Source organism: Amycolatopsis roodepoortensis (assembly GCF_024628825.1).
Taxonomy (GTDB): domain Bacteria; phylum Actinomycetota; class Actinomycetes; order Mycobacteriales; family Pseudonocardiaceae; genus Amycolatopsis; species Amycolatopsis roodepoortensis.
In genome coordinates, this window is the sequence record NZ_CP102415.1 from 1,837,164 (window position 1) to 1,862,334 (window position 25,171).

The window sequence follows — 25,171 nt, forward strand, 5'->3', positions numbered from 1 at the left end:
TGACCGGCGACCCGGTCTGGAGTATGACGCGAAATGGCACCGCAGTGGGAGGTGCGCGCACGCGTCGCCGAATAGCGTTCCCCGCATGGTCAACCCCTTCAAGCCCCTCGTGCGGATCGGCAGCTACCGCAGCGTCCCGTTCGGGCTCCTCGGCATGGTGATGACGGCCGTCCCGTTCCCGATCGCGCTCATCCCCGCCGTGCTGATCCCCGGCGACGTGCGGCTGAAACTCGTCTACGGGATGCTCGCGATGGGCGTGCTGGTCATGCTGGCCGGACTGCCGGGACCCATGCGGCGGGCCGGCATCTGGTTCTCCGACCAGATGCTGGGCACCCGCATCGCGCAGCCCCTGCCGAACACGAAGATCGCCTGGGCGGAGCGCTGGCGCTCGGCGGCGTGGCTGCTCGTGCACACCACGCTCGGCTGGATCCTGTTCGGACTCGGCTGTTTCCTGATGCTCGGCTTCGTGTTCGCCGTGGTGTGGGCGGGAGGCGGCGGCAGCCCCATCGAGGTCTTCGGGGAACGGGTGACGATCGAACCGGGCACCGGCGGGCTGTGGACGCTGCCGATCGCGCTGCTCACCTTGGTCGTCATCGCCTACGTCCTCGCCGGGTTCACCAGGTTGTTCCAGTACTGCGCCGTCGCCCTGCTGGGACCGTCGGCCACCGAACGCCTCGCGGCGGCCGAGGTGCGGGCGAACCACTTCGAGCAGCGCAACCGGTTGGCCCGCGAACTGCACGACTCCATCGGCCACACCTTGACGACGTCGACCATCCAGGCCGCCGCGGCCGCCGAACTGGTCGATTCCGAACCGCAACTGGTGCGCCGGGCGCTGGGCACCATCGAGGAGTCGTCGAGGGCGGCGCTCGAAGACCTCGACCACGTCCTCGGCCTGCTGCGGGAAGACCGGTCGTCCCGGGAACCCGAACGAAGGCTGATCGAGGCGGGCACGCTGGCCGAACGGGCCCGCGCGGGCGGCGCGGTGATCGACTACGAGCTGACCGGGCCCGCGGCGGAACTTCCCGCGACCCTGTCCAGGGAGGCGTACCGGATCGTCCAAGAAGGACTGACGAACGCGTTGCGGCACGCCCATCCCGGCCCGGTGACCGTGCGGGTCGCGGTGCTCGCCGACGCGTTGCGGATCGAGATCGTGAACCCGCTCGTGGCGCACGCGACCGCTTCGGGCCGCGGCGGCAACGGGCTGCCGGGGCTCACCGAACGCGTCGAAGCGCTGCGCGGCGAGCTCGTCGCGGGTCCCGCCGTCGACGGGGAACCGCTGTGGCGGCTGGTGACCACGATCCCGCTACGGTCGCGCTCATGACCCTGCGTGTCCTGATCGTCGACGACGAACCCTTGCTTCGGGCGGGATTGCGTTCACTGCTGGACAACCAGCCCGATCTGACCGTGGTCGGGGAGGCCGGTGACGGCGGCGAAGTGGTCGATCTGGTGCGGCGGACGCGTCCCGACGTGGTCCTGATGGACGTGCGCATGCCCGGGGTGGACGGGATCGAGGCGACCCGGCGGGTACTGGCCGGAATCCCCGAACCGCCGAAGGTCCTCGTGATCACGACGTTCGACAACGACGACTACGTCTACGACGCGCTGCTGGCCGGGGCGAGCGGATTCCTGCTGAAGCGGGCGCGCAAGGAGGAGTTCGCGCACGCCATCCGGACCATCGCCGCCGGGGAGACCCTGCTGTTCCCCGACGCCATCCGGCGGATGGTCACCGCGCGCCCGGCGCCGTCCGGCCTCGCTCCGCGGCCTTCCTCGCTGACGAAACGGGAGACCGAGGTACTGCGGCTCATCGCCACCGGGATGTCCAATGTGGACATAGCGGCCGAGCTGGTGATCAGCCTGGAAACCGTCAAGACCCATGTGGGCAACATCTTCGGGAAGCTGGGGGCGGCCAACCGCAGCCAGGCGGTGGTGTTCGCCTACGAGACCGGGGTGGTCGCACCCGGGCACAGCCTGCGCTGAACCTCTCGGTGCGCGGCCCCACGCCCGGCCATGTCGCGAAAGCCACTTTCGCGACGTCAGATGTCCCGAAAGTGGCTTTCGCGACCCGCGCCGACCGACGGTGGGCGGTCCGATGGGGCCAGCTGGGGCAAACCCCAGTACGACGCGGGGGTTTACCCCATGGCTACCGCGCCCGAGCCTCCCTAGCTTGGAACCCATGCGAAAATCCTTGCCAGGCAAGAAGATCATCGCCACCTGTTCCCTGGTCGCGCTGCTCGCCACGACGACGGCCGCCCCGGCGCTCGCCGCGGGCGGCGGAGCCCGTCACGACGTCGACGAAGCGCTGAAAACACTGGTGCAGGACGGAGTACCCGGCGCGCAGGCGACGGTGACGAACCCGTCCGGGCGGACGTGGTCGGAGCGCGAAGGCGTCGGCGACGTCGAGACCGGGACACCGTTCCCGCACGGTTCGAAGTTCCGGGCGGCCAGCGTCACCAAGACCTTCGTCGCCGTCGTGATCCTGCAGCTGGTCGCCGAGGGGAAGGTGCGGCTGGACACGCCGATCGAGCGGTACCTGCCGGGGCTCGTCGGCGGGAACGGCAACGACGGCACGAAGATCACCGTGCGCCAGCTGCTCCAGCACACCAGCGGGCTCTACGACTACGTCCGTGACCTCGACCTCGAAGAGTGGCGCCATCGCGGCGCGGAACCCGGAGAACTGGTGGCGATCGGCCTGGCACATCCGCCGGCGTTCGCCCCCGGGACGAGCTGGGCGTACTCCAACACGAACTACATCATCGCCGGGATGCTCATCGAGAAACTCACCGGCCGCTCCGTCGCCGACGAGATCCGGAGCAGGATCAGCGAGCCGCTGGGTCTGCGCGGAACCTCCCTGCCGCAGCGCGGGAACGAAGAGCTGCCGCGCCCGCACGCCAGGGGTTACGCGCCCGGGCCCGGCGGCCTCACCGATTACACCGAATTCGATCCGTCTGCCGCCGGCGCCTCCGGCGGGCTCGTTTCGACCGGTGAAGACCTGACCCGTTTCTACGGCGCGCTCGTCGACGGCAGGCTCCTGCCGCGCGCACAGCTGGCGGAGATGCAGCGGACCGTTCCTCGACCCGGCGGTGTTCCCGGCTCGGAGTACGGCCTCGGCATCGCCTCCGTCCCACTCTCGTGCGGTGGCCGGTTCTGGGGGCACGGAGGGAACATCGTCGGCTACGCGAACCTGTCGGGCGCCGTCCCGCACGGCAGGCGGGTGAACGTCGTGGTGAACCAGAACCCGTTGCCGGACAAGGCGTCGAAAGACCTCACCAAGGCGCTCGACACCGGTTTCTGCGCCCGCTAGACCGGCGGCAGCAGGTCCAGCACGGAGGTCCACGAGGCCTCCGGGCTGAGCCGCGCGGTGGTGACCCCGGCGGAGGCGAGCGTGTCGAGATGGCGCTGCCACGCCGGATGGTGTATCCGCGTGTCCTGGATCTGGTAGCCCAGCACGATCGTGATGCCCGGCGTGCCGAGGACGTCGCCGAGCACGGTCAGCGCCTGGTTGTCGGCGATACCCAGCGCCAGCTTCGCCACGGAGTTGGCGGACGCGGGCGCGAACAGGAACACCTCGGGGTCCGGATGCGGGCGTGGCTCACCCGGCAGCCGGGAGGTATCGCGGACCGGCAGCCGGGTGCATTTCTCCAGGTCGGCGAGCCCGCCGGTCTCCTGGAGCCAGCGGGCGGCGGTGGGGGTCAGCGTGATCGCGAGCTCCCAGCCACGGTCCGCGGCGGGTTTCGCGAGCTGTGCGGCGAACCGGGTGTCCAGTCCGCCGCACGAGCTCGCGACCAGGCCGAGGACCCTGCTCACCCGGCGGTGTCCGGCTTCCGCAGGATGGCGCAGAACATCGCGTCCGTGCCGTGGCGGTGCGGCCACAACTGGACGTACGGGCCGTCGCCGAGCTGCGGGACCCCCGGGAAGAACTCCCGCGCGTCGACGATCTGGGCACCGGCGCGGCGCGCGGTCTCCCCCACGACGCCTTCGGTCTCGGCCAGATGCGGCGAGCAGACGACGTAGGTGACGATGCCGCCGGGCCGGACCAGGTCCAGCGCCGCGGTGATCAGCTGGCCCTGCAGTTTCGTCAGATCCGAGATGTCGCTGGGCTGACGGCGCCAGCGCGCCTCGGGGCGGCGGCGGAGCGAGCCGAGACCGCTGCACGGCGCGTCGACGAGGACGCGGTCGTAACCCGGTTCGAGGCCGGTCTCGCGGCCGTCGGCGACGTGCACGGTCACCGGCAGGTCCTGGACGGCATTCTCGATCAGCTTCGCCCGGTGCGGCGCCTTCTCGACGGCGTCGACGGTCGCGCCGGCGGCCACCGCCAGCGCGCCGAGCAGCGCCGCCTTGCCACCCGGGCCGGCGCACAGGTCCAGCCACCGCACGTCGGGGCCGGAGCCGGAGAGCGGCACCCTGGTGACGGCGACGGCGCACAGCTGGCTGCCCTCGTCCTGCACCGCGGCCAGCTTCTCCTTGATCGGCTCGATGTCGCCGGGGTCGCCGGAGCCCGCGGGCATCCGGACACCGTAGGGCGAGTACGGCGCGACGTCGCCACCGGTGATGGCGGCCAGCTCCTCCGCGCTGATCTCGCCGGGCCGGGCGACCAGGTGCACGTCGGGGCGGTCGTCGTCGGCCTCCAGGGCGGCCTTCAGCTCCGCTCCCTTGTCCCCCAAGGCTTCCGCGAACGACCGGGCGACCCAGCGCGGATGCGCCGTCCGCAGGGCGTAGGCCCCGATCGGGTCGACGGCCTCGTCGGGGGCCAGCTCATTCAGCCAGGTCTCTTCGTCCTTTTCGGACACCGAGCGCAGTACGGCGTTCACGAAACCCGCGATCCATGAACCGACTTCGGCGCGGACGAGGTCCACAGTGGACCCGACAGCGGCGTGCTGGGGAATGCGGGTGCGCAGGAGCTGGTAGGCGCCGAGCCGTAGCCCGTCCAGCACGATGGCGTCCACCTTGGCCAGCGGCCGGTCGAGGCAGGCCTCGATGACGGCGTCCAGCATGCCGACCGCGCGACAGGTGCCGTAGGTCAGCTCGGTGGCCAGCGCCGCGTCGCGGCCGGAGATCCGGCGGGTGCGCAGCAGCTGCGGCAGCACCAGGTTCGCGTACGCGTCGTCTTCCCGGACCGCGCGCAGGACGTCGAAGGCGACCTGACGAGCCGGGTCGATCTGCGGCGGGCGGCTCGGCCCCTCTTTACGCTGGCCGGGACGGCCGCGATCCGGCCTCGACGGCCGGCGTTCCCTACGCTCGTTCACTGCAGGCGCTCTCCTTGTTCGATCCTCGTACCGCGCGCCCAGTCGGTGGCCGCCATCCGCTTCTTCCCCTGCGCCTGCACCTCGCCCAGCCGCACCGGCTTCGACGCCGTGCCGACCAGGACCCGCTTGCGCTCCACGACCAGTTCGCCGGGCGGGGGCCCCGGCTCGTCGACGACCGTCACCGGGCCGAGCTTCAGCCGCTCGCCCCGGAACTCGGCCCACGCGCCCGGTTCCGGCGTGACCGCGCGGATCTGCCGGTCGACGGCGGCGGCCGGGTCGGCGAACGAGACCCGGGCGTCCTCGACGGTCACCTTGGGCGCGTAGGTCATCCCGTCGCCGGTCTGCTCGACCGCGCGCAGCGTTCCGTCGGCGATGCCGTCCATCGTGGACACGAGCAGCTTCGCCCCGGACTCCGCCAGCCTGCCGAGCAGTTCCCCGGCGGTGTCGGTGGCGGTGATCTGCTCGGTGACCACGCCGAAGACCGGTCCCGCGTCGAGTTCCTTGACGATGCGGAAGGTCGAGGCGCCGGTGATCTCGTCCCCGGCGCGGATCGCGGCCTGGACCGGCGCGGCGCCACGCCACGCGGGCAGCAGCGAGAAGTGCAGGTTGACCCAGCCGTGCGCCGGGATGTCCAGCGCGGCTTGGGGCAGCAACGCCCCGTACGCGACCACCGGGCACGCGTCGGGCGCGATCTCCGCGAGCCGGGCGAGGAACGCGGGGTCGCTCGCCTTCGGCGGGGTCAGCACCTCGATCCCGTGCTCGTCGGCCAGCGCGCCGATCGGCGATCGGACCACCCGGCGGCCGCGGCCTGCCTGGGCGTCCGGGCGGGTCACGACGGCGACGACCTCGTGCCGCTCGGACGCCAGGAGCGCGCGCAGCGACGGGACGGCGGGTTCGGGGGTGCCGGCGAAGACGAGGCGCATCAACGCACCTCCGCCGGGGGGACGGGTACCTCTGACTGGGCGAACATCGCCGCTCAGTCTAGAAGGAGCTCACCACCCCGGCGCGCTCGCTCTCCCCTGGCACTCCGCTGAAGCGCGTGAAGGCCCCCTTCCCTCGGCTGAGCCGAGGGAAGGGGGCCTTCACGCGCGGTCCGGGCTACCTGGGCGGCCAGGGCAGCACGACGGCCGCCGAGCCGCCACCCCGGCGGGTCGGTTCGGCGGCGGCGAGCCACCGGCCGTCACGCAGCCGCTCGACACCGGTCGCCGCCCCGATCTCCGCGGGCGTCGTCGAGAAGCCCTGCCCCTTGGCCTTCAGCACCTTGAGCACCTCGGTCTGGTCCAGGAACGCCTGCTCGACCTGCGCGGCCGCCGAGTTCCGCTGTGAGGCGCGCGGTTCGGCGATCGCGTCGACGAGCTTCAGGCCCCGGTCGATTCGGCCGGTGAGGATCTGCAGCACCGTGGTGATGATCGACGCGCCACCGGGCGAGCCGACGGCGAGGAACGGCTTGCCGTGGTCGAGCACGATGGTCGGCGCCATGGACGAACGCGGCCGCTTGGCCGGGCCCGGCAGGTTCGGGTCGGGCACACCCGGCGTCACCGGGGTGAAGGAGAAGTCGGTCAGTTCGTTGTTGAGCAGGAATCCGCGGCCCGGCACGACGATGCCGCTGCCGCCCTCCTGCTCGATGGTCAACGTGTACGCGACGACGTTGCCCCACCGGTCGGCGACCGTGAGGTGCGTGGTGTTCTCGCCCTCGTACGGCGTCGGCGCGGGGTTCGTCCCCGCCACGCACGGCGTGGGCTTGCGCGGGTCGGCGGGCGCGACCGGGCTCGTCCCGGCCTTCGCGGGGTCGATCAGGCACGCGCGGCTGTCGGCGAACTTCTGGCTGATCAGTTCCTTCGCCGGGACGTCGACGAAGGCCGGGTCACCGATCCACCGGTTGCGGTCGGCGAAGGCGTACCTCGTCGACTCCAGGAAGTAGTGCAGGTAGTCGGCCTTCTCCAGCTTGGAGAGCTTCGTGTTCTCGAGGATGTTCAGCGCTTCGCCGACGGTCAGCCCACCGGACGACGGCGCGGGCATGCCGTAGACGTCGAGGCCGCGGTACTTCGTCTTGGTCGGCTTCCGCTCGACGACGCGGTACTTCGCGAGGTCGGCCGCCGTCATGTCGCCGGGGCGCACCTTAAGCGTCGAGGCGGGGTCCACCGGCGGCTTCCGGACGGTGTCGACGACGTCCGCGCCGATCGGGCCGCGGTAGAGCACGTCGGTGCCCTTCGCCGCGAGCTGCGCATACGTGCCCGCGAGGTCCGGGTTCTTGAACGTCGAGCCGACCGCGGGCGGCGCGCCGCCGGGCAGATACAGCGACCTGGTCGAGGGGAACGCGGAGAAGCGGGCGGCGTTGTTCGCGATCTGGGTGTTGAAGGTCTGGTCGACGGTGAAGCCCTTGCGGGCGAGCTCTTCGGCGGGCTTCACCGCCTTCGCCAGCGACCTGGTCCCCCATTTGCGGAGGGCTTCGTCCCAGGTGGCGGGTGTGCCGGGCACGCCGACGCCCAACCCGCTGGTCACCGCTTCGGGGAACGGGATCGCCTTGCCGTTCTCGACGAAGAGGTTCTCGTTCGCCGTCGACGGCGCGGTCTCGCGGCCGTCGAGGGTGTGCACCTTGCCGGTGCGCGCGTCGTAGTAGACGAAGAATCCGCCACCGCCGAACCCGGCGGAGAACGGGTCGGTGACGCCGAGCGCGGCGGCCGTCGCGACGGCGGCGTCGACGGCGTTGCCGCCCTCACGCAGGATCTTCGTGCCGATCGCGGTCGCGTCCGCGTCGATACTCGACACCGCGCCCAGGTAGCCGACGGCGGTCGGCGACTTGGGTGTCGGTGGTGCCGCGGCCGCGGTACCCGGCGCGGCGGTGCCGACCAGTGCGGCGATCGCGGTGACTGCGGTGATGCGTCCCAGAGTGCTTCTGTGCGCGGCCATGGCGCGAGTCTGCCCCGCCTGTCCACCTCGGACAAGACCCGGCCGGACCTGCGAACGTCGGTAGTGCCGGCGGGCCTCGGTGAGAAGAATGCGGCCCATGAAGACACCCGGCAGGCGGTGGAGCGCGCTCCTCCCGCTGCTCATCGCACTCCCCGTCCTCGCTGTCCCCGGCGTCGCCCAAGCGGAAGACGCGCGTGCCTGCTTCGACGCCTCCGCCGCGATCACCGTGGAGGAGAAGCGGCTCACCGCGACCCTGCCTTCGGGTGGGCCGGCGGTCGGTCCGGAGCTCGTCCGGCTCGCCGGATTCGACAAGCTCGTCTCCGATTTCACGGCCCGCCTGTGCGCGATGAAGACCGCTTTGCGCGCCGGGAAGCTCGCCGAGACCGCCGGTGACGGGCTCTGGCGGACCGCCGTCGACCGCGCGCAGGGCCGCCGTCCCGATCTCGGCAGCATCGACAAGGCCGACGACCGGCCGCTGTACTGGGCGCGTCTGCAGATGAGCAAGGCGCTGCGGCAGTGGACGCCGCGTTTCCCGCTGTCCGCGCCCGCCCGCGCGGAGCTGCTGAAGACGTTCGACTTCGGCGCCCGTGGACTCGACGACGCCCGTTTCCCGTCCGGCCAGAAGCTGCGACGCGTACTGGTGAGCGGCTTCGACCCGTTCACCCTCAACGGCGCGGGCGTCCGCATCGCGAACCCGTCGGGCGCGGCCGCGCTGCATCTGGACGGCAAGGTGATCGACACCCCGACCGGGCCGGCGCGGGTGCAGGCCGTCTCGTTCCCGGTGGTGTGGAGTTACTTCGACGCGGGCATCGTCGAGGCGGCCTATGGCCGGGCGTTCCAGGACCGCTTCCGCCGTCCGGAGCTGATCATGACGATCAGCCAGGGCCGTCCCGGCCGGTTCGACATCGAACGCTGGGCCGGTGCCTGGCGCGGTGGTTCGCCGGACAACCTCGACGAGCCCGTCCGCGGCCCGGTCCCGCCCGCCGACGGCTGGCCGCAGCCGGACGTCCAGTTCATCGAAACCACGCTGCCGTACGAAAAGATGCTCGCCGCGCCCGCCGGGGCGTACCAGGTGCTGTACAACCAGGCGTTCTGCGTCTGGCCCGACAGCACGAAGCCGGGCACAGGAACCGCGGTGTGCCGGACGGACGCGCCGAAGCCCGGCGAGATCGCCGCTTCGGGCGGCGGCGGCAACTATCTGTCGAACGAGTCCATGTACCGCAGCAACCGGCTGCGGACCGGCCTCGGCCTGGACGGGATCGCGGGCGGGCATCTGCACACACCCGTCCTCGGCACACCAGCCGATCCTTCGGCGCTGACCGACGCCGATTTCGAGGCGCGGCGGGCGGCGATCTCATCGCAGATCGTCACCCTGCTCACCGCCGCCTTGGGTGACTCCGCCGCGAAGCCCGCTTCGCCCGCTCCGGGCGCTTCGGCCCGCGCCGACGTCCTCGCCGCCCCCGGCACGACCCTCTGACGCCAGGCATTTCGTCCTCTGAGTGCGCTCCTTGCACGCGCAACTACCGCATCCAGAGGACGAAATGCAGGGGGTCAGATGAGCTCCAGGGGGTCCAGCTGGATCCGGATGGGTTCCGGGGCCTTGCGCGCGTCCCGGCGCGCGGCCGCGGCATGGACGGCGGCGGCGAGCGCCTTCCCGTCCGGGCGCGCGACGCGCACCAGGGCCCGCTCGCGTTCGGCGTTGCCGTCCTCGTCGACCTCGCCGAGCGGCACCGGGCCCAGCACCTCACCGGTCTCCGGGAGGGCGAGGTCGTCGAGCAGTCCGGCGACCGCGTCCGGCGTGCCCTCGATACTCGCCATCCGCATCGCGGGCGGGAACCCGAGTTCGCGCCGCTCGGCCAGTTCCAGGCTCGCGTGCCAGCCCGGGTCCCAGCGCACCAGAGCCTGGACGACCGACAAGCCCGCTTCCGCGCCGACGAACACGCGACCGCCGTCGGTCCCCGGCCGCACCAGGGCCGCGGCCGCCATCCAGCGGCGCAGGGTCTCCTCCCCCGCGCGCAGGTCCTGCCGTCCGAGCAGCGCCCAGCCGTCGAGCAGCAGTGCCGCGCCGTAGCCGCCCTCCGCGACCGGCTCGGCTCCGGGCGTGCACACCACCAGCGCCGGTTTTCCGGGCACCGACGCCAAAACCTCCGTCGCGCCCGAGGTCCGCACGGGGAAGCCGGAGAACGCCCGGCCCAGTTCCTCCGCGGTCCGCTTGGAGCCGACGACGACCGCCCGCAGCCGGACGGAACCGCAAGCGGCGCAATGGAAGTTCGTCTCGGGGACACCGCACCACCGGCACGCGGGCGGCCTCGGCGAGCCGTCGATCAGCCCGCCGGGCAAGGACAACGGGCCGGCGCAACGACGGCAATGCGCCGACGTCCGGCAGTTGCCACAAGCGAGCCCCGGGACGTAACCGCGACGCGGAACCTGGACCAGCACAGGGAATCCACCCGCCAGCGACTGCCGCGCCGCCTCGAAGGCGACCGATGGGAGCCGCGCGGCCTTCGCCGCTTCGTCCCGGGCGACGTCGAAGTCCTCACCGACCGGCGTGACCCGCGGCGCGGCCGCCCGCAGTTCGGGGCGGGCCGCCACGAGCGGCTGCGCCCAGCCCGATTCCACCAGGAATTGCGCTTCGGCGGTCCGCGCGAACCCGGCGACGAGCATGGAGCCCTTCGCGGCGTGCGCGCGATCCATCAGCACGTCGCGAACGTGCGGGTACGGCGCGTGCTGGTCGAGGTGGACGTCGTCGCCGTCGTCCCACACCACGAACAGGCCGGGATCGGCGACCGGCGCGAACATCGCCGCGCGTGTGCCGACGACGACGCGCACCGCGCCGCGCAGCACCGCGAGCCACCGGCGATAGCGCTCGGCGGGCCCCAGCCCGGCGATCAGCGCGACCACGGAATCGGCGCCCAGCAAGGAAACACACGCGTCGTGGAGCCGTGTCAGGTCGCGATGGTCGGGAACCACCATGACGACACCCCGGCCAGCGGCGGCCGCGACGGCGGCGGCTTCGGCGAGGCGGCGAGGCCAGTCCTCGCCCGGAAGCGCCTGCCAGACGGCGTTGGCGGGACGCCGTTCCGCGACGGCCTCCAGGAACGCCGGACCGCTCTGGTACTTCTCCCAGGCGGTGGTTTCGGGCGGCTCCGGTGACGGCGCGGGTTCGGCGGGCGGTTCGGCCTCGACCTTCGCGTGCCGGGACGGGATCGCGAGCCGCAGGACGTCGCTGAGCGTGCCACCGTACCGGTCCGCGACGGACCTGCAGAGCGTGTGCAGCGCCGGAGGCAGCACCGGCTCGCTGGAGGTCACCCGGTCGATGTACGCGAGCTTCCCGGTGAACTCGGTGGTGTCGGCGCGTTCGACGAGGTACCCGTCGACGAGCTGACCCGCGAACCGGACGCGGACCCGGCAGCCGGGTACGGCGGCTTCGTGCAGCTTCTCGGGGATCCGGTAGTCGAAGGTGCGGTCGAGGTGCGTGAGCGGGATGTCCACGACGATCCGGGCGACCGGGTTCTCGGGCGCGGGGTTCTGCGCGCCGCGGCGGCTGGCCGTTTTCGCGCGCGCCGGCTTGGCCTTCCGCGCCGGCTCGGCTTTCGGCTCCGGAAGGTCCCACAGCGGGGTCGGTTCGGGACTGCTGCTCACCCGGTGATCTCTACCAGACTCGGGCGCCAGTGCCGGTCACCGCGTGCGATGAACGGTCCGCTGCTTGCGAAATTTGCCAGGAACGGACCGTTCATCGCACGCGTACCGCGCAGGTCAAGGTGGTCGCGAGTGGCGATTCGGGTTAGGACCAAGGGTGTCTTTGTGTACCTACTGCGGGTGCACGGGTGGCGTCTTCGCGTGTCGTCTTGTAACGCCGGGGTTCTGTTGGGTGCTGGGCTCGACCGGGGGTTGCGAAAGCCACTTTCGCAACCTTCAACGTTGCGAAAGTGGCTTTCGCAACGTCGGCTGCGGCCGGGCCCGCCACCGCCCTGACGAGCATGTCGCCACTTCCAGCAGGCAGACGTAGTGAAGGCCTCCTTCCCTACCCTCAAGGTAGGCAAGGAGGCCTTCACGGACGGAACGACGGATCAGGCGCCCGCGGCCGACTTCAGGTCCGCGGCCCGCGCCGTGCTCTCCCACGGGAGCTCCAGCTCGGGACGGCCGAAGTGGCCGTACGCGGCCGTCGGCGCGTAGATCGGGCGAAGCAGGTCGAGGTCGCGGATGATCGCGGCCGGACGCAGGTCGAAGACCTCCTGGATGGCGGCCTGGATCTTCGACGGGTCGACCGTCTCGGTGCCGAAGGTCTCGACGAAGAGGCCCACCGGGGCCGCCTTGCCGATCGCGTACGCGACCTGGACCTCGGCGCGCGAGGCGAGCCCGGCGGCGATGACGTTCTTCGCCACCCAGCGCATCGCGTACGCGGCCGAGCGGTCCACCTTGGACGGGTCCTTGCCGGAGAACGCGCCGCCACCGTGACGGGCCATGCCGCCGTAGGTGTCGACGATGATCTTGCGGCCGGTCAGGCCGGCGTCGCCCATCGGGCCGCCGATGACGAAGCGGCCGGTCGGGTTGACCAGCAGCCGCACGTTGGAGGTGTCGAGGCCGAGGTCGGCGATCTCCGGGGCGACCACGTGCTCGCGGACGTCGACGCCGAGCATCTGCTCGAGGTCGATGCCGTCGGCGTGCTGGGTGGACACGACCACCGTGTCGAGCCGCACCGGCTGGTCGCCGGCGTACTCGATGGTGACCTGGGTCTTGCCGTCCGGGCGCAGGTACGGCAGCACGCCGTCCTTGCGGACCCTGGTCAGCCGCTGCGAGAGCCGGTGCGCCAGCGCGATCGGCAGCGGCATCAGCTCGGGGGTGTCCGAGCAGGCGTAGCCGAACATCAGGCCCTGGTCGCCCGCGCCCTGGCGGTTGATCTCGTCCTCGTCGGACTCGACGCGGGACTCGTACGCCGTGTCGACACCCTGTGCGATGTCCGGCGACTGGGAGCCGATCGCGACGTTGACGCCGCAGGAGTTGCCGTCGAAGCCCTTGGCCGAAGAGTCGTAGCCGATCTTCAGGATCACGTCGCGGACGATGGTCGGGATGTCCGCGTAGGCCTCGGTGGTCACCTCTCCGGCGACGTGCACCTGCCCGGTGGTGATGAGGGTTTCGACCGCGACCCGGCTGCGCGGGTCTTTAGCCAGCAGACCGTCCAGGATCGAGTCGCTGATGGCATCGCAAATTTTGTCGGGATGACCTTCGGTCACCGATTCCGACGTGAACAGTCTGCTCGTGGACGCGCTCACGGTGGCCGTCACTCCCTCACCTAGACGTCTGATGCCCAGTAAGTTAGGCACCCCTCAGCTTGCAATCAAGCCTACTGACTATCGCTGGGCGGGCTCTCAACGCTTCATCAAGGTCACAACAGCATCCCACAATGTGGACGCCAGTTCAGCCTTGGCGCCGAGGGGAATCGGGATCTCGGTGCCGTCGGCCCCGAGCAGCCAGCCCGAGTTGTCCTCGGTCCCGAAGGCCTTCCCCTCGCCGACGGCGTTCACCACCAGCAGGTCCGCGCCCTTGCGCTTCAGTTTGACCCTGGCGTGATCCAGTACGCCGCCCTTGTCGTCCCCGGTTTCGGCGGCGAAACCGACGACCACCTGGCCGTTCGCCCGGTTTCGCACCAGTTCGGCCAGGATGTCCGCGTTGCGCGCGAGCTCGACCACGGGGTCCGGCGCGTCATCGGACTTCTTGATCTTGTGGTCCGCCCGGTTGGACGGCCGGAAATCGGCGACGGCGGCGGCCATCACCACGACGTCGGCGGTGGCGGCCTCGGCGTGCATCGCCTGGCGCAGTTCCTCGGCGGTCGACACGTGGACGACCTTCGCGCCCGCGGGCTCCGGCAGCGCGATGGTGTGCGCGGCGACCAGCGTGACTTCGGCGCCGCGCTGGGCGGCGACGCGGGCCAGCGCGTAGCCCTGTTTGCCCGACGAACGGTTGCCCAGATACCGGACCGGGTCCAGTGGTTCACGGGTGCCGCCCGCCGAGATGGCCACGCGCACGCCTTCGAGGTCGCGCGGGAGGGCCTTCGGCACGGCGAGCAGGAGCCGGGCGAGGTCGACGATCTCGGCGGGGTCGGCGAGCCGTCCCTTGCCGGTGTCCTTGCCGGTCAGCCTGCCGGCGGCGGGTTCGGCGACGACCAGGCCGCGCGAACGCAGCAGCGCCACGTTGTCGCGGGTGGCCGGGTGCTCCCACATCTCGGTGTGCATCGCCGGGAAGAAGGCGACCGGGCACCGGGCGGTGAGCAGGGTGTTGGTCAGCAGGTCGTCCGCGATGCCGTGCGCGGCCTTGGCGAGCAGGTTCGCCGTGGCGGGCACGACGATCACCAGGTCGGCTTCCTTGCCGACGCGGACGTGCTGGACCTCGGGCACCTCGGTGAACACGCCGGTGTGCACCGGGTTCCCGGACAGTGCCTCGAAGGTGGCCGCGCCGACGAAGTTCAGCGCGGCTTCGGTGGGGACCACGCGGACGTCGTGACCGGTTTCGGTCAGTCCGCGGAGGACCTCACAGGCCTTGTAGGCGGCGATCCCGCCGCCCACGCCCAGGACGATCTTGGGTTTACTCAACGGTGTACTCGGCGATTCCGCGCGGCACCGCGATCGGGCTGCCAGGGCATGTCACTTCGACGACCTCGCTCACGCTGATCAACGCCCTGCCATCCCGATAGCGGGGCCTTCGGCAGGCCCGCGCCCTACTGTCGCCTTGACAGCCGCCGCGGCCATCGAGGTCTTACTCACCCTCGGTGTGCTCGAGCAGGCCGCCGTGGATCTCGCGCAGGGCGATGGACAGCGGCTTCTCACGCGGGCCCGGCTCGACCAGCGGGCCGACGTACTCCAGCAGGCCCTCGCCCAGCTGGGCGTAGTAGTCGTTGATCTGACGAGCGCGCTTGGCCGAGTAGATCACCAGCGCGTACTTCGAGCTGACCTTCTCGAGGAGGTCGTCGATGGGCGGGTTGGTGATGCCTTCGAGCTCTTCGTGCAGCGTGGCCTGAGTCGTCACTCGTGGTGCTCCGAATCTTCGGGTTACTTGTCGCCGGTTATCAAGTTTAGCAACTGCTCAGCGGCCTCTCGCACGTCGGCGTTGACGACGCGCTCGTCGAACTCCCCGGCGGCGGCGAGTTCGCGTTCGGCCTCGGCCAGCCTGGCCTTCACCGCGGCTTCGTTCTCGGTACCGCGGCCGGTCAGCCTGCCGACCAGTTCCTCCCACGACGGCGGCATCAGCATCACCAGCCGGGCCTCCGGCATCGCCCTGCGGACCTGCCGCGCGCCCTGGAGTTCGATCTCCAGTATCGCGTTGCGGCCTTCGGCGAGCACCCGCTCGACGGGCCCGCGCGGGGTGCCGTAGCAGTTGCCCGCGAACTCGGCGTGTTCGAGCAGTTCGCCGCCGGCGACCATACGGTCGAACTCGGCCCGGTCGATGAAGTGGTAGTGCTCGCCGTCCACCTCACCCGGCCTCGGCTTCCTGGTGGTCACCGAGACGCTGAAATAGATCTCCGGATCCAGCTTGCGCAGCTCCTTGGCCACGCTCGACTTCCCGACCCCCGAAGGCCCTGAGACGACCGTGAGCCGGTGCCGGGATTCGACTCCCGCCACCGGCTCACCGCCGCGGTCAGCGCCCGGGTTCACCGGGTGGTCCTGACCGATGCCGCTCACTCGCCGCTGAATTCGGCCAGCAGCGCCTTGCGCTGCCGGTCGCCGAGGCCGCGAAGACGACGGCTGGGTGCGATCTCCAGTCGTTCCATGGTCTGCTGGGCACGGACCTTGCCGACGCCCGGAAGAGCCTCGAGCAGAGCCGAGACCTTCATCTTGCCGAGGACTTCGTTCTCCTCGGCCTGCTTCAACACGTCGACCAGAGTGGTACCGCCCCGCTTCAGCCGCTCCTTCAGCTCAGCACGGATGCGGCGGGCGGCGGCGGCCTTCTCCAGCGCCGCAGCGCGCTGTTCCTCTGTCAGCTGGGGAAGTGCCACGTTTTCCTCCGGTAGTTCTCAAATCTGGGTGGGTGTGGCGACGGTACCCACCCGTTACCTCGGCCCACAATGCGGGGGTGGCTGGTCATGACGGATTCCCGGGCCTGCTATTGGCCTTTTTCCAGGGGACCGAGGGAATCCCGGGTCCGCCGAACGGCCGCACGCAACGCTTCGGGGTCCGGTCCGTGCTTGAGCACGTCACGGGAGGACGCCGGGAGCACACCCGGGAGTCCTGGGCCGAAAAGGCCCCGGAGATCGGCCACGGTGGCTCCCTGGGCTCCGAAACCGGGCGCCAGGATCGGACCGTTCAGCTTGCTCAGATCGAGCTCCCCCGGCGCGATGGTGGCGCCGACGACGACACCGATGTCACCCAGCGGCCCGACGCCCGCGTTGTACGCGGCCGCCGTGTCGACGATGTCCTGCGCGACGGTTTTTCCGTTGGGCAGCAAGGCGTTCTGCAATCCCTGCGCCTCCGGGTTCGAAGTGCGCGCCAGGACGATCAGGCCCTTGCCCTGCGCCTGCGCGACGTCGATCGCGGGGGCCAGCGAACCGAAGCCGAGGTACGGCGACACCGTGATGGCGTCCGCCTCGAGTTCCGCGCCGGCGGGCAGGAACGCCGCCGTGTACGCCGCCATGGTCGAACCGATGTCGCCGCGTTTGACGTCCAGCAGGACGAGCGCGCCCGCCTCCCGGCACACCTTCATCGTCTTGGCCAGAACGGCGACCCCAGGAGGCCCGTAGGCCTCGAAAAAGGCCGACTGGGGCTTGATCACCGCGACCTCGGGCGCCAGCGTCTCAGCGGCCGTGAGGGCGAACTTCTCCAAACCGCCCGCGTCCGCCGGGAGACCCCACGCCTGGAGCAGCCCGGGATGAGGGTCGATACCGGCGCAGAGCGGTCCCTTCTCCGCGACCGCCCGCGCCAGCCTCGCCCCGAACCGCTCGCTCATGCCTTGGCCTTCAGCGCCGCCTGCAGGCTCTGCAGCGACCGCACGCCGATGTCGCCCTTGATGACGGCCTCTATCCCGTGCACGGCCGCCGCCGCGCCCTGCACCGTGGTGATGCAGGGGATGTCGCGCGACACCGCGGCGGTGCGGATCTCGTAGCCGTCGATCCGCGGACCGCTGTTGCCGTACGGGGTGTTGATCACCATCTGGACCTCACCGCTGAGGATGACGTCCACGACGTTCTGTTCGCCTTCAGCGGAACCCTCGTAGTGCTTGCGCACGACGGTGCAGGCGATCCCGTTGCGCCGCAACACTTCCGCGGTGCCGGACGTGGCGAGGATCTCGAATCCGAGGTCCGCCAGCCGCTTCACCGGGAACACCAGCGAACGCTTGTCGCGGTTGGCGACGGAGACGAACACCTTGCCCGACGTCGGCAGCGAACCGTAGGCGCCGGCCTGCGACTTGGCGAACGCCTTGCCGAAGGAGACGTCCACGCCCATGACCTCGCCGGTGGACTTCATCTCCGGGCCGAGCAGCGAGTCGACGCCGTGGCCCTCGGGGGTACGGAAGCGGTGGAACGGCAGGACCGCCTCCTTGACCGCGACCGGCGAATCGGCGGGCATGTGGCCGCCGTCACCCTCGGCGGGCAGGACGCCGGATTCGCGCAGATCCTTGATCGACGAGCCGGTCATGATCAGCGCGGCGGCCTTGGCCAGCGGCACCGCGGTCGCCTTCGACACGAACGGCACCGTCCGCGACGCGCGCGGGTTGGCCTCCAGGACGTAGAGGACGTCGTCCTTGAGCGCGTACTGCACGTTCAGGAGCCCGCGGACGCCGACGCCGCGCGCGATGGCCTCGGTCGAGCGGCGCACCGTCTCGATGTCGGTCCGGCCCAGCGTGATCGGCGGCAGCGCGCACGAGGAGTCGCCGGAGTGGATCCCGGCCTCCTCGATGTGCTCCATGACGCCGCCGAGGAAGAGCTCGTCGCCGTCGAACAGCGCGTCGACGTCGATCTCGATGGCGTCGTCGAGGAACCGGTCCACGAGCACCGGGTGCTCGGGGGTGACCTCGGTGGCGCGGTGGATGTAACCGGCGAGGGATTCCTCGTCGTAGACGATCTCCATGCCGCGTCCGCCGAGCACGTAGGACGGCCGCACGAGGACCGGGTAACCGATCTGGTCGGCGATCCGCTTCGCGCCCTCGAACGAGGTCGCCGTGCCGTACTTCGGCGCGGGCAGCCCGGCGTCGGTGAGGACCTCGCCGAACGCGCCGCGGTCCTCGGCGAGGTGGATCGCGTCCGGGGAGGTGCCGATCACGGGGACACCGGCGTCGGCGAGGCGCTTCGCGAGCGAGAGCGGGGTCTGGCCGCCCAGCTGAACGATGACCCCGGCGACGGTGCCCGACTCCTGCTCGGCGTTGACCACTTCAAGGACGTCCTCGAACGACAGCGGCTCGAAGTAGAGCCGGTCCGAGGTGTCGTAGTCGGTGGAGACGGTCTCGGGGTTGCAGTTGACCATGACGGCCTCGAAACCGGCCTCGCGCAGGGCGATCGCGGCGTGCACGCACGAGTAGTCGAACTCGATGCCCTGCCCGATGCGGTTCGGCCCGGAGCCGAGGATCAGCACCTTCGGCTTGTCGGTCTGCGCGGTGATCTCCGACTGCGCCGCGGGGTCGGTCTCGTAGGCCGAGTAGTGGTACGGCGTCTTGGCCGCGAACTCGGCCGCGCAGGTGTCGACGGTCTTGTAGACCGGCCGCACGCCGAGACGGCGGCGCAGCGCGCGGACGCCGTCCTCCCCGGCCAGTTCCGGCCGCAGCGAGGCGATCTGGCGGTCGGAGAGGCCGATCCGCTTGGCGCGCCGCAGCAGCGGCTCGTCGAGGACCTGGGCGTCACGGACCTCGGCGCCGACCTCGCCGATGAGGGCGATCTGGTCGATGAACCAGGGGTCGATCCCCGACGCCTCGTGCACCTGCTGGACGGTGGCGCCGAACCGCAGCGCCCGCTCGACCTCGTAGAGGCGTCCGTCGTGCGGCGTACGCAGGGCCTCCAGCACGGACTCCAGCGTCGCGCCTTCGGGATCGGGCCGGGTCCAGAAGCCGGTGGCCTTGGTGTCGATGGACCGCAGCGCCTTGCCGAGCGCCTCGGGGAAACTGCGGCCGAACGACATCGCCTCGCCGACGCTCTTCATCGTCGTGGTGAGCGTCGGGTCCGCGCCGGGGAACTTCTCGAAGGCGAACCGCGGCACCTTCACCACGACGTAGTCCAGCGTCGGCTCGAAGGCCGCCGGGGTCTCGCCGGTGATGTCGTTGCGGATCTCGTCGAGGGTGTAGCCGATGGCGAGCTTCGCGGCGATCTTGGCGATCGGGAACCCGGTCGCCTTCGACGCCAGCGCGCTGGAACGGGACACGCGCGGGTTCATCTCGATGACGACCATGCGGCCGTCCTCGGGGTTGATCGCGAACTGGATGTTGCAGCCGCCGGTGTCGACACCGACCTCGCGCAGCACGGCGATGCCGACGTCGCGCATGTGCTGGTACTCGCGGTCGGTCAGGGTCATCGCGGGCGCGACGGTGACCGAGTCGCCGGTGTGCACGCCCATCGCGTCGATGTTCTCGATCGAGCAGACGACCACCACGTTGTCGTGCCGGTCGCGCATGAGCTCGAGTTCGAACTCCTTCCAGCCGAGGACGCTCTCCTCGATGAGCACCTCGGTGACCGGCGACTCGGTGAGCCCGGTGGAGGCGAGCCGCTCCAGCTCCTCGTCGGTGTGCGCCATCCCCGAGCCGAGCCCGCCCATGGTGAACGACGGCCGGATGACCACCGGGAGGCCGACCTCGGCGACGGTCGCGCGGACCTCGTCCATGTCGTGGCAGACCCGCGACCGCGGCACCTCGCCGCCGATCGTGCGGACGATGTCCTTGAACTTCTGCCGGTCCTCACCGCGCTGGATGGCCTCGACGTCGGCGCCGATCAGCTCGACGCCGTACTTCTCGAGCACACCGCGCTCGTGCAGGGCGACCGCGCAGTTCAGCGCCGTCTGCCCGCCGAGGGTCGCGAGGATCGCGTCGGGACGCTCCTCGGCGATGACCTTCTCGACGAATTCCGGGGTGACCGGCTCGATGTAGGTGGCGTCGGCGAACTCGGGGTCGGTCATGATGGTCGCCGGGTTCGAGTTCACCAGCGAGACGCGCAGTCCCTCTTCGCGGAGTACGCGGCAGGCCTGGGTGCCGGAGTAGTCGAACTCCGCCGCCTGGCCGATCACGATCGGCCCGGAGCCGATCACCAGCACGTGCTGGATGTCTGTCCTCTTCGGCATTACTTGGCCTTCTCCGTGTTGATCATGGCGCGCGGTCGACGAACGCGTAGCCGGGCCGTGAGTTCTTGAATTCCGTTGCGGTCCGCGCCGAAGGCGGACCGCCTCCACGTTCGCGAGGCCTTCGGCCAGTGCGCGCCGTCGTGGCCGCTCACCTGGTCAGCCATTTCCCCGCCCCGCGCTCTTCTCCATCAAGCCGACGAACTCATCGAACAAGGGGGCCGCGTCGTGCGGGCCGGCGGCGGCCTCGGGGTGGTACTGCACCGAGAACGCGGGGACGTCGAACGCGCGGACACCTTCGACGGTGTCGTCGTTCGGGCAGTAGTGCGAGATCTGCGCGGCGCCGAACGGCGTCTCGAACCGCTGACCGGGCTCGCCTTCGAGGGCGAAACCGTGGTTCTGCGCGGTGATCGCGACACGTTTGGTGGCCACGTCGATCACCGGGATGTTGATGCCGCGGTGGCCGTAGCGCATCTTGTAGGTGCCCAGTCCCAGCGCGCGGCCGAGGATCTGGTTGCCGAAGCAGATGCCGAACAGCGGGATCTCCCGCTGCAGCACCGCTTTCGTCAGCTCCGTGGCGTGCGCGGTGGTCGCCGGGTCGCCGGGGCCGTTGGACAGGAACACCCCGTCCGCCTCGACGGCGAGCAGTTCGTCCACAGTGGACGACGACGGCAGCACGTGCACCTCGATACCGCGAGCGGCCATCATGCGCGGGGTGTTGGACTTGATGCCCAGATCCAGCGCGGCCACGCGGAACTTCCGCTCGCCCCGCGCCTCGACGACGTACGCCTGCTTCGTGGTGACTTCACCGGCGAGGTCGGCGCCCTTCATCTGCGGGCTCGCCCGCACCTGCGCGAGCATCTCCTCGTCGGTGCCCAGCGCGTCGCCCGAGAAGACACCCGACCGCATGGCGCCCTGCTCGCGCAGGTGCCGGGTCAGCGTGCGGGTGTCCACTTCGGAGATCCCGACGACGCCCTGACGCTCCAGTTCCTCGTCCAGCGTGCGCTTGGAGCGCCAGTTGGACGGGGTGCGCGCGGGATCGCGGACGACGTAGCCCGAGACCCAGATGCGCGAGGACTCGTCGTCCTCGTCGTTCCAGCCGGTGTTGCCGATCTGCGGCGCGGTCTGGACCACGATCTGCCGGTGGTAGGAGGGGTCGGTCAGCGTCTCCTGGTAGCCGGTCATCCCGGTGCAGAACACCGCCTCACCCAGGCTGCGGCCACGGGCGCCGTACGCGGAGCCGCGGAAGACCCTGCCGTCCTCCAGGACCAGCGCTGCGGGGGTCCTGGAACCATTCGCGGTGCTCATCAGGCACCTCCCTTGATGTCGTTACGGGTGTCTTGCAAAGCTTCGATCCACTGTGGATAGTCGTCGACGTCGTCGCCGCGGAATCCGGTGTCCAGCTCGACGTCGCCGGCCAGCCAGGTGACGACGAGCAGCGCGTCGATGCCCATCACCTTCCCGGCCATCCCCTTGTCCTTGCGGACGCCGGTGACGGACGCGCGCGGGATCCAGAAGTCCGGGGCGCCGCCGCGTTCGATGGCGATGCCGTCTTCGTGCAGGCGCCACACCGCGCCGGTGCGCAGGCCGGCGCCGCGGGTGACGACGCGGTCCTGCCAGTGCCCGGCGGTCGTCGTGCTGACGTAGAGGCCGGTCGATTCGAGCAAGGCCTCACCGGGCTCCGCGGGGATCTCCGGGAACGGCGGCACCTGGACGCTCTGCGCCCGGGACTTGCGCCGCCAGCCGCGCCACATCAGGAAGACGCAGAACAGGAAGAAGGCGAAGACCGCCAGGGTCAGCAGAAGCCGGTCACTCATGATGCGATCTTCCCTTCCCGTGCGGTGATCCGCCCGCGCAGCAACGTCGCCGTCACCACGCCGGGGAGCCGCATTCCTTCGTACGGGGTGTTCGCCGCGATACTCGCGAACTCGGCGCCCCGCACGGTCCATTCGGTGTCCGGGTCCACCAGCGTCAGGTTGGCGGGCTCGCCGACCTCGATCGGACGGCCGTGGTCGGTCAGGTTGCCGATCTCGGCGGGCCGTTCGCTCATCACGCGCGCGACGCCCCGCCAGTCCAGCAGGCCGGTGCGGACCATGGTCTCGACCACGATCGACAGCGCGGTCTGCAGGCCGAGCATGCCCGGCCGGGCCGAGCTCCACTCGCAGTCCTTGTCCTGGACCGCGTGCGGGGCGTGGTCCGTGGCGACGCAGTCGATGACGCCTTCGGCGAGCGCGGCGCGCAGCTTTTCGGCGTCGGACTCCGTGCGCAGCGGCGGGTTGACCTTGTTGACCGGGTCGTAGGTCGCGAGCCGCTCGTCGGTCAGCAGCAGGTGGTGCGGGGTGACCTCGGCCGAGACCTTGGTGCCGCGGTCCTTGGCCCACTTGAGGATGTCCGCGGTACCCGAGGTCGAAACATGGCAGACGTGCAGCCGCGCGTTCGCGTGCTCGGCGAGCAGGCAGTCACGGGCGACGATCGACTCCTCCGCCGAGGCGGGCCACCCGGTGTAACCCAGGCGCGCGGCCTGCTCGCCCTCGTGCGCCTGAGCGCCGACTGTCAGCCGCGGTTCCTCGGCGTGCTGGGCGATGACCACGCCGAGCGCCGTCGAGTACTCCAGCGCGCGGCGCATGAGCAGCGGGTCCGCGACGCAGAGGCCGTCGTCGGAGAACACCTTCACCCGGGCTTCGGATTTCGCCATGGTGCCCAGTTCGGCGAGCTTCTCGCCCTTGAGCCCCACGGTGACCGCGCCGACCGGGTGCACGTCGACCAGCCCGGCCTCCTGGCCGCGCCGCCACACGTGGTCGACGATCACCGCGTTGTCGGCCACCGGGTCGGTGTTGGCCATGGCGAACACCGCGGTGTAGCCGCCGAGCGCGGCCGCGGCCGAACCGGTGGCGATGGTCTCGGTGTCCTCGCGCCCCGGTTCGCGCAGGTGGGTGTGCAGGTCGACGAGACCGGGGAGCAGCACCTGGCCGCCCGCGTCGATCACTTCGGCTTCTTCTGGCGCGTCGAGCGAACCGATGTCGGTGATGACCCCGTCCTCGACGAGCACGTCGACCGGATCGCCCTCGCCGTAGGGTCGGGCGCCCTTGATCAGGACGGTGGTCATGCAGCGGCTCCTTCACTGGCGAGCAAGTGGTAAAGGACCGCCATGCGCACGTGGACGCCGTTGCGGACCTGTTCGGTGATGGCCGAGGCCGGGGAGTCGGCGACCGCCGAGGCGATCTCCATCCCGCGCAGCATCGGGCCGGGGTGCAGGACGACGGCGTGCTCGGGCAGCAGCTTCATCCGCCGTTCGTTGAGGCCGTAGGCGATCGAGTACTCGCGCGCGCTCGGGAAAAAGCCCCCGTGCATGCGTTCGGCCTGGACCCGCAGCATCATGACCGCGTCGAGCGCGGGCAGTTCGGCGTCGAGTTCGTGCGACACGGTGACCGGCAGGCTCTCCACTCCCGCCGGCAGCAGCGTCGGCGGCGCGACGAGCACCACCTCCGCGCCCAGCGAGGAGAGCAGGTGGATGTTCGACCGCGCGACCCGGCTGTGCAGGACGTCGCCGACGATCCCGATGCGGCGGCCCTCGAAGGAACCGAGGCGCTCCCGCAGCGTGGCCGCGTCGAGAAGCGCCTGCGTCGGATGCTCGTGGGTGCCGTCCCCGGCGTTGACGACCGCCGTCCCCGCTTCGGCGAGCCAGCCCGAAAGCCGCTGCGCCGCACCGGAGGCGGGGTGCCGGATGATCACGCAGTCGGCACCGGCCGCGGCCAGCGTCAGCGCGGTGTCCCGCAGCGATTCGCCCTTGTTGACCGAGGAACTGGACGCGGAGACGTTGATCACGTCGGCGCTCATCCACTTCCCCGCGATCTCGAACGAGACACGGGTGCGGGTCGAGTTCTCGTAGAACAGCGTGATGACGGTGCGGCCGCGCAACGTCGGCAGTTTGCGGACCTCGCGGCCCAGCAAGGTGTGCTTGAGCTCTTCCGCGGTGTCCAGCACGGCTGTCGCGAGCGCCGGGTCGAGCCCGTCGGTGGCGAGCAGGTGCTTCACTATCGATCTCCTTCTGGTTGCGCGCGAAGCAGAACCGAGTCCCGTCCGTCCACTTCGGACAGCAGGACCTCGATCCCTTCGGCGCGCGAGGTGGGCACGTTCTTGCCCACGTAGTCGGCGCGGATCGGCAGTTCGCGGTGGCCGCGGTCGACCAGCACGGCCAGCTGGACCGCGCGCGGGCGGCCGTGGTCGCGCAGGGCGTCGAGGGCGGCGCGGATGGTGCGGCCGGAGAACAGCACGTCGTCGACCAGGATCACCACCGCGTCGTCGATACCGGTCGGCGGCAGCTGCGAATGTTCGAGCGCGCGGGGCGGGCGGCGGCGGAGATCATCACGGTAGAGCGTGATGTCCAGCGCGCCGGTGGGCGGACGGATGCCGGAGAACTCGGCGATCTTGTCCGCGAGCCGCAGGGCGAGCGGGGTCCCCCGGGTGGGGATGCCCAGCAACACGGGCGGAGTCGAGCCACCGGCACCGAGAGCGGTCTTCTCGATGACCTGGTGGGCCATTCGGGCGATCGTGCGCGCGACATCGCCGGACGAGAGCAGCTCGCGCTCTCCCGCCGGTTCCGCCGCGCCACGCGGGCGTGACGACAAGGCGGACCTCCTTCCCCGCCTCTCTGGACGGGTCCTTAAAGGACGTCGACTTCCTGCTTGGCGAGGAAATCGAACCGACACTAGCAGGAGCGGACGCTCATTCTTACGAGTGGCGCGCCCCAGGTGACGAAGGCCTCTCGAAAGC

At 70.7% G+C, this 25,171-nt stretch carries 21 protein-coding genes; 4 read left to right on the forward strand and 17 right to left on the reverse strand.

Annotated features, from left to right (window positions below; genetic code table 11):
* The first annotated feature begins 85 nt into the window (after nucleotides 1-85).
* The 3 genes from NQK81_RS08320 to NQK81_RS08330 all read left to right on the forward strand — a co-directional run bounded on the left by NQK81_RS08320 (nucleotide 86) and on the right by NQK81_RS08330 (nucleotide 3,301).
* The gene (locus NQK81_RS08320) at nucleotides 86-1,321 is read left to right on the forward strand and encodes a sensor histidine kinase (protein WP_257487739.1); all 1,236 of its coding nucleotides are present in this window, start codon (nucleotides 86-88) and stop codon (nucleotides 1,319-1,321) included.
* On the forward strand, nucleotides 1,318-1,977 hold the full coding sequence (locus tag NQK81_RS08325; protein ID WP_126731738.1) for a response regulator transcription factor: 660 nt from the start codon (nucleotides 1,318-1,320) through the stop codon (nucleotides 1,975-1,977). Before NQK81_RS08320 ends, NQK81_RS08325 begins: the two co-directional genes overlap by 4 nt.
* Nucleotides 1,978-2,173: 196 nt before the next feature.
* Nucleotides 2,174-3,301 carry a serine hydrolase domain-containing protein gene (locus NQK81_RS08330; protein WP_257487740.1) on the forward strand — a complete coding sequence of 376 codons (1,128 nt, stop codon included), beginning with the start codon at nucleotides 2,174-2,176 and terminating at the stop codon, nucleotides 3,299-3,301.
* Here the strand turns inward: NQK81_RS08330 and NQK81_RS08335 are convergent.
* The 4 genes from NQK81_RS08335 to ggt all read right to left on the reverse strand — a co-directional run bounded on the left by NQK81_RS08335 (nucleotide 3,298) and on the right by ggt (nucleotide 8,153).
* Entirely contained in the window at nucleotides 3,298-3,804 is a 507-nt protein-coding gene (locus NQK81_RS08335; protein ID WP_257487741.1) for a flavoprotein, read from the reverse strand. The genes NQK81_RS08330 and NQK81_RS08335 overlap by 4 nt on opposite strands.
* Nucleotides 3,801-5,243: an RsmB/NOP family class I SAM-dependent RNA methyltransferase gene (locus tag NQK81_RS08340; RefSeq protein ID WP_126731735.1), complete on the reverse strand. Its 1,443-nt coding sequence runs from the start codon at nucleotides 5,241-5,243 to the stop codon at nucleotides 3,801-3,803. Before NQK81_RS08340 ends, NQK81_RS08335 begins: the two co-directional genes overlap by 4 nt.
* Complete coding sequence (gene fmt / locus NQK81_RS08345; RefSeq protein WP_257487742.1) at nucleotides 5,240-6,166, reverse strand: methionyl-tRNA formyltransferase; 927 nt, start codon at nucleotides 6,164-6,166, stop codon at nucleotides 5,240-5,242. Before fmt ends, NQK81_RS08340 begins: the two co-directional genes overlap by 4 nt.
* 175 nt (nucleotides 6,167-6,341) lie before the next feature.
* Entirely contained in the window at nucleotides 6,342-8,153 is a 1,812-nt protein-coding gene (gene ggt, locus NQK81_RS08350) for a gamma-glutamyltransferase (RefSeq protein ID WP_257487743.1), read from the reverse strand.
* Between the two features lie 97 nt (nucleotides 8,154-8,250).
* Between ggt and NQK81_RS08355 the strand changes: the two genes are divergently transcribed.
* The gene (locus NQK81_RS08355; protein WP_257487744.1) at nucleotides 8,251-9,630 is read left to right on the forward strand and encodes a pyroglutamyl-peptidase I; all 1,380 of its coding nucleotides are present in this window, start codon (nucleotides 8,251-8,253) and stop codon (nucleotides 9,628-9,630) included.
* A 74-nt stretch (nucleotides 9,631-9,704) separates the two neighbouring features.
* Here NQK81_RS08355 and NQK81_RS08360 read toward each other — a convergent pair whose 3' ends face one another.
* From NQK81_RS08360 to pyrR, 13 genes are all read right to left on the reverse strand, one after another.
* Complete coding sequence (locus NQK81_RS08360) at nucleotides 9,705-11,795, reverse strand: primosomal protein N' (RefSeq protein WP_257487745.1); 2,091 nt, start codon at nucleotides 11,793-11,795, stop codon at nucleotides 9,705-9,707.
* A gap of 428 nt (nucleotides 11,796-12,223) precedes the next feature.
* Nucleotides 12,224-13,426: a methionine adenosyltransferase gene (gene metK, locus NQK81_RS08365; protein WP_185927028.1), complete on the reverse strand. Its 1,203-nt coding sequence runs from the start codon at nucleotides 13,424-13,426 to the stop codon at nucleotides 12,224-12,226.
* Between the two features lie 96 nt (nucleotides 13,427-13,522).
* A complete protein-coding gene (gene coaBC, locus NQK81_RS08370) occupies nucleotides 13,523-14,743 on the reverse strand; it encodes a bifunctional phosphopantothenoylcysteine decarboxylase/phosphopantothenate--cysteine ligase CoaBC (RefSeq protein ID WP_257487746.1) in 1,221 nt (406 codons plus the stop codon).
* Nucleotides 14,744-14,906: 163 nt separating this feature from the next.
* The gene (gene rpoZ, locus NQK81_RS08375) at nucleotides 14,907-15,176 is read right to left on the reverse strand and encodes a DNA-directed RNA polymerase subunit omega (protein ID WP_005152353.1); all 270 of its coding nucleotides are present in this window, start codon (nucleotides 15,174-15,176) and stop codon (nucleotides 14,907-14,909) included.
* Between the two features lie 23 nt (nucleotides 15,177-15,199).
* Entirely contained in the window at nucleotides 15,200-15,829 is a 630-nt protein-coding gene (gene gmk, locus NQK81_RS08380; RefSeq protein ID WP_126731728.1) for a guanylate kinase, read from the reverse strand.
* Nucleotides 15,826-16,143: an integration host factor, actinobacterial type gene (mihF, locus tag NQK81_RS08385; protein WP_003096398.1), complete on the reverse strand. Its 318-nt coding sequence runs from the start codon at nucleotides 16,141-16,143 to the stop codon at nucleotides 15,826-15,828. The genes gmk and mihF overlap by 4 nt, the downstream gene beginning before the upstream one ends.
* 107 nt (nucleotides 16,144-16,250) lie before the next feature.
* The gene (gene pyrF, locus NQK81_RS08390) at nucleotides 16,251-17,090 is read right to left on the reverse strand and encodes an orotidine-5'-phosphate decarboxylase (protein ID WP_257487747.1); all 840 of its coding nucleotides are present in this window, start codon (nucleotides 17,088-17,090) and stop codon (nucleotides 16,251-16,253) included.
* Nucleotides 17,087-20,401 (reverse strand): carbamoyl-phosphate synthase large subunit, encoded by a 3,315-nt coding sequence (carB, locus tag NQK81_RS08395; RefSeq protein WP_126731724.1) that lies wholly within the window; start codon nucleotides 20,399-20,401, stop codon nucleotides 17,087-17,089. Before carB ends, pyrF begins: the two co-directional genes overlap by 4 nt.
* A 156-nt stretch (nucleotides 20,402-20,557) precedes the next feature.
* Nucleotides 20,558-21,706, reverse strand: a complete 1,149-nt coding sequence (gene carA / locus NQK81_RS08400; protein ID WP_257487748.1) for a glutamine-hydrolyzing carbamoyl-phosphate synthase small subunit — start codon at nucleotides 21,704-21,706, stop codon at nucleotides 20,558-20,560.
* Nucleotides 21,706-22,215: a PH-like domain-containing protein gene (locus NQK81_RS08405; protein ID WP_126731721.1), complete on the reverse strand. Its 510-nt coding sequence runs from the start codon at nucleotides 22,213-22,215 to the stop codon at nucleotides 21,706-21,708. Before NQK81_RS08405 ends, carA begins: the two co-directional genes overlap by 1 nt.
* Nucleotides 22,212-23,504, reverse strand: a complete 1,293-nt coding sequence (locus tag NQK81_RS08410) for a dihydroorotase (protein WP_257487749.1) — start codon at nucleotides 23,502-23,504, stop codon at nucleotides 22,212-22,214. The genes NQK81_RS08405 and NQK81_RS08410 overlap by 4 nt, the downstream gene beginning before the upstream one ends.
* The gene (locus NQK81_RS08415; RefSeq protein ID WP_034311667.1) at nucleotides 23,501-24,433 is read right to left on the reverse strand and encodes an aspartate carbamoyltransferase catalytic subunit; all 933 of its coding nucleotides are present in this window, start codon (nucleotides 24,431-24,433) and stop codon (nucleotides 23,501-23,503) included. The genes NQK81_RS08410 and NQK81_RS08415 overlap by 4 nt, the downstream gene beginning before the upstream one ends.
* Nucleotides 24,433-25,026, reverse strand: coding sequence for a bifunctional pyr operon transcriptional regulator/uracil phosphoribosyltransferase PyrR (gene pyrR / locus NQK81_RS08420; protein WP_126731718.1), 594 nt, complete (start codon nucleotides 25,024-25,026; stop codon nucleotides 24,433-24,435). Before pyrR ends, NQK81_RS08415 begins: the two co-directional genes overlap by 1 nt.
* Between the last annotated feature and the right edge of the window lie 145 nt (nucleotides 25,027-25,171).

Bases quoted from the DNA above. Each gene is read 5' to 3' on its own strand.
- NQK81_RS08320 (WP_257487739.1), top strand. From the start codon at position 86: ATGGTCAACCCCTTCAAGCCCCTCGTGCGGATCGGCAGCTACCGCAGC.
- NQK81_RS08325 (WP_126731738.1), top strand. From the start codon at position 1,318: ATGACCCTGCGTGTCCTGATCGTCGACGACGAACCCTTGCTTCGGGCG.
- NQK81_RS08330 (WP_257487740.1), top strand. From the start codon at position 2,174: ATGCGAAAATCCTTGCCAGGCAAGAAGATCATCGCCACCTGTTCCCTG.
- fmt (WP_257487742.1), bottom strand. From the start codon at position 6,166: ATGCGCCTCGTCTTCGCCGGCACCCCCGAACCCGCCGTCCCGTCGCTG.
- ggt (WP_257487743.1), bottom strand. From the start codon at position 8,153: ATGGCCGCGCACAGAAGCACTCTGGGACGCATCACCGCAGTCACCGCG.
- NQK81_RS08355 (WP_257487744.1), top strand. From the start codon at position 8,251: ATGAAGACACCCGGCAGGCGGTGGAGCGCGCTCCTCCCGCTGCTCATC.
- pyrF (WP_257487747.1), bottom strand. From the start codon at position 17,090: ATGAGCGAGCGGTTCGGGGCGAGGCTGGCGCGGGCGGTCGCGGAGAAG.
- carB (WP_126731724.1), bottom strand. From the start codon at position 20,401: ATGCCGAAGAGGACAGACATCCAGCACGTGCTGGTGATCGGCTCCGGG.
- carA (WP_257487748.1), bottom strand. From the start codon at position 21,706: ATGAGCACCGCGAATGGTTCCAGGACCCCCGCAGCGCTGGTCCTGGAG.
- NQK81_RS08405 (WP_126731721.1), bottom strand. From the start codon at position 22,215: ATGAGTGACCGGCTTCTGCTGACCCTGGCGGTCTTCGCCTTCTTCCTG.
- NQK81_RS08410 (WP_257487749.1), bottom strand. From the start codon at position 23,504: ATGACCACCGTCCTGATCAAGGGCGCCCGACCCTACGGCGAGGGCGAT.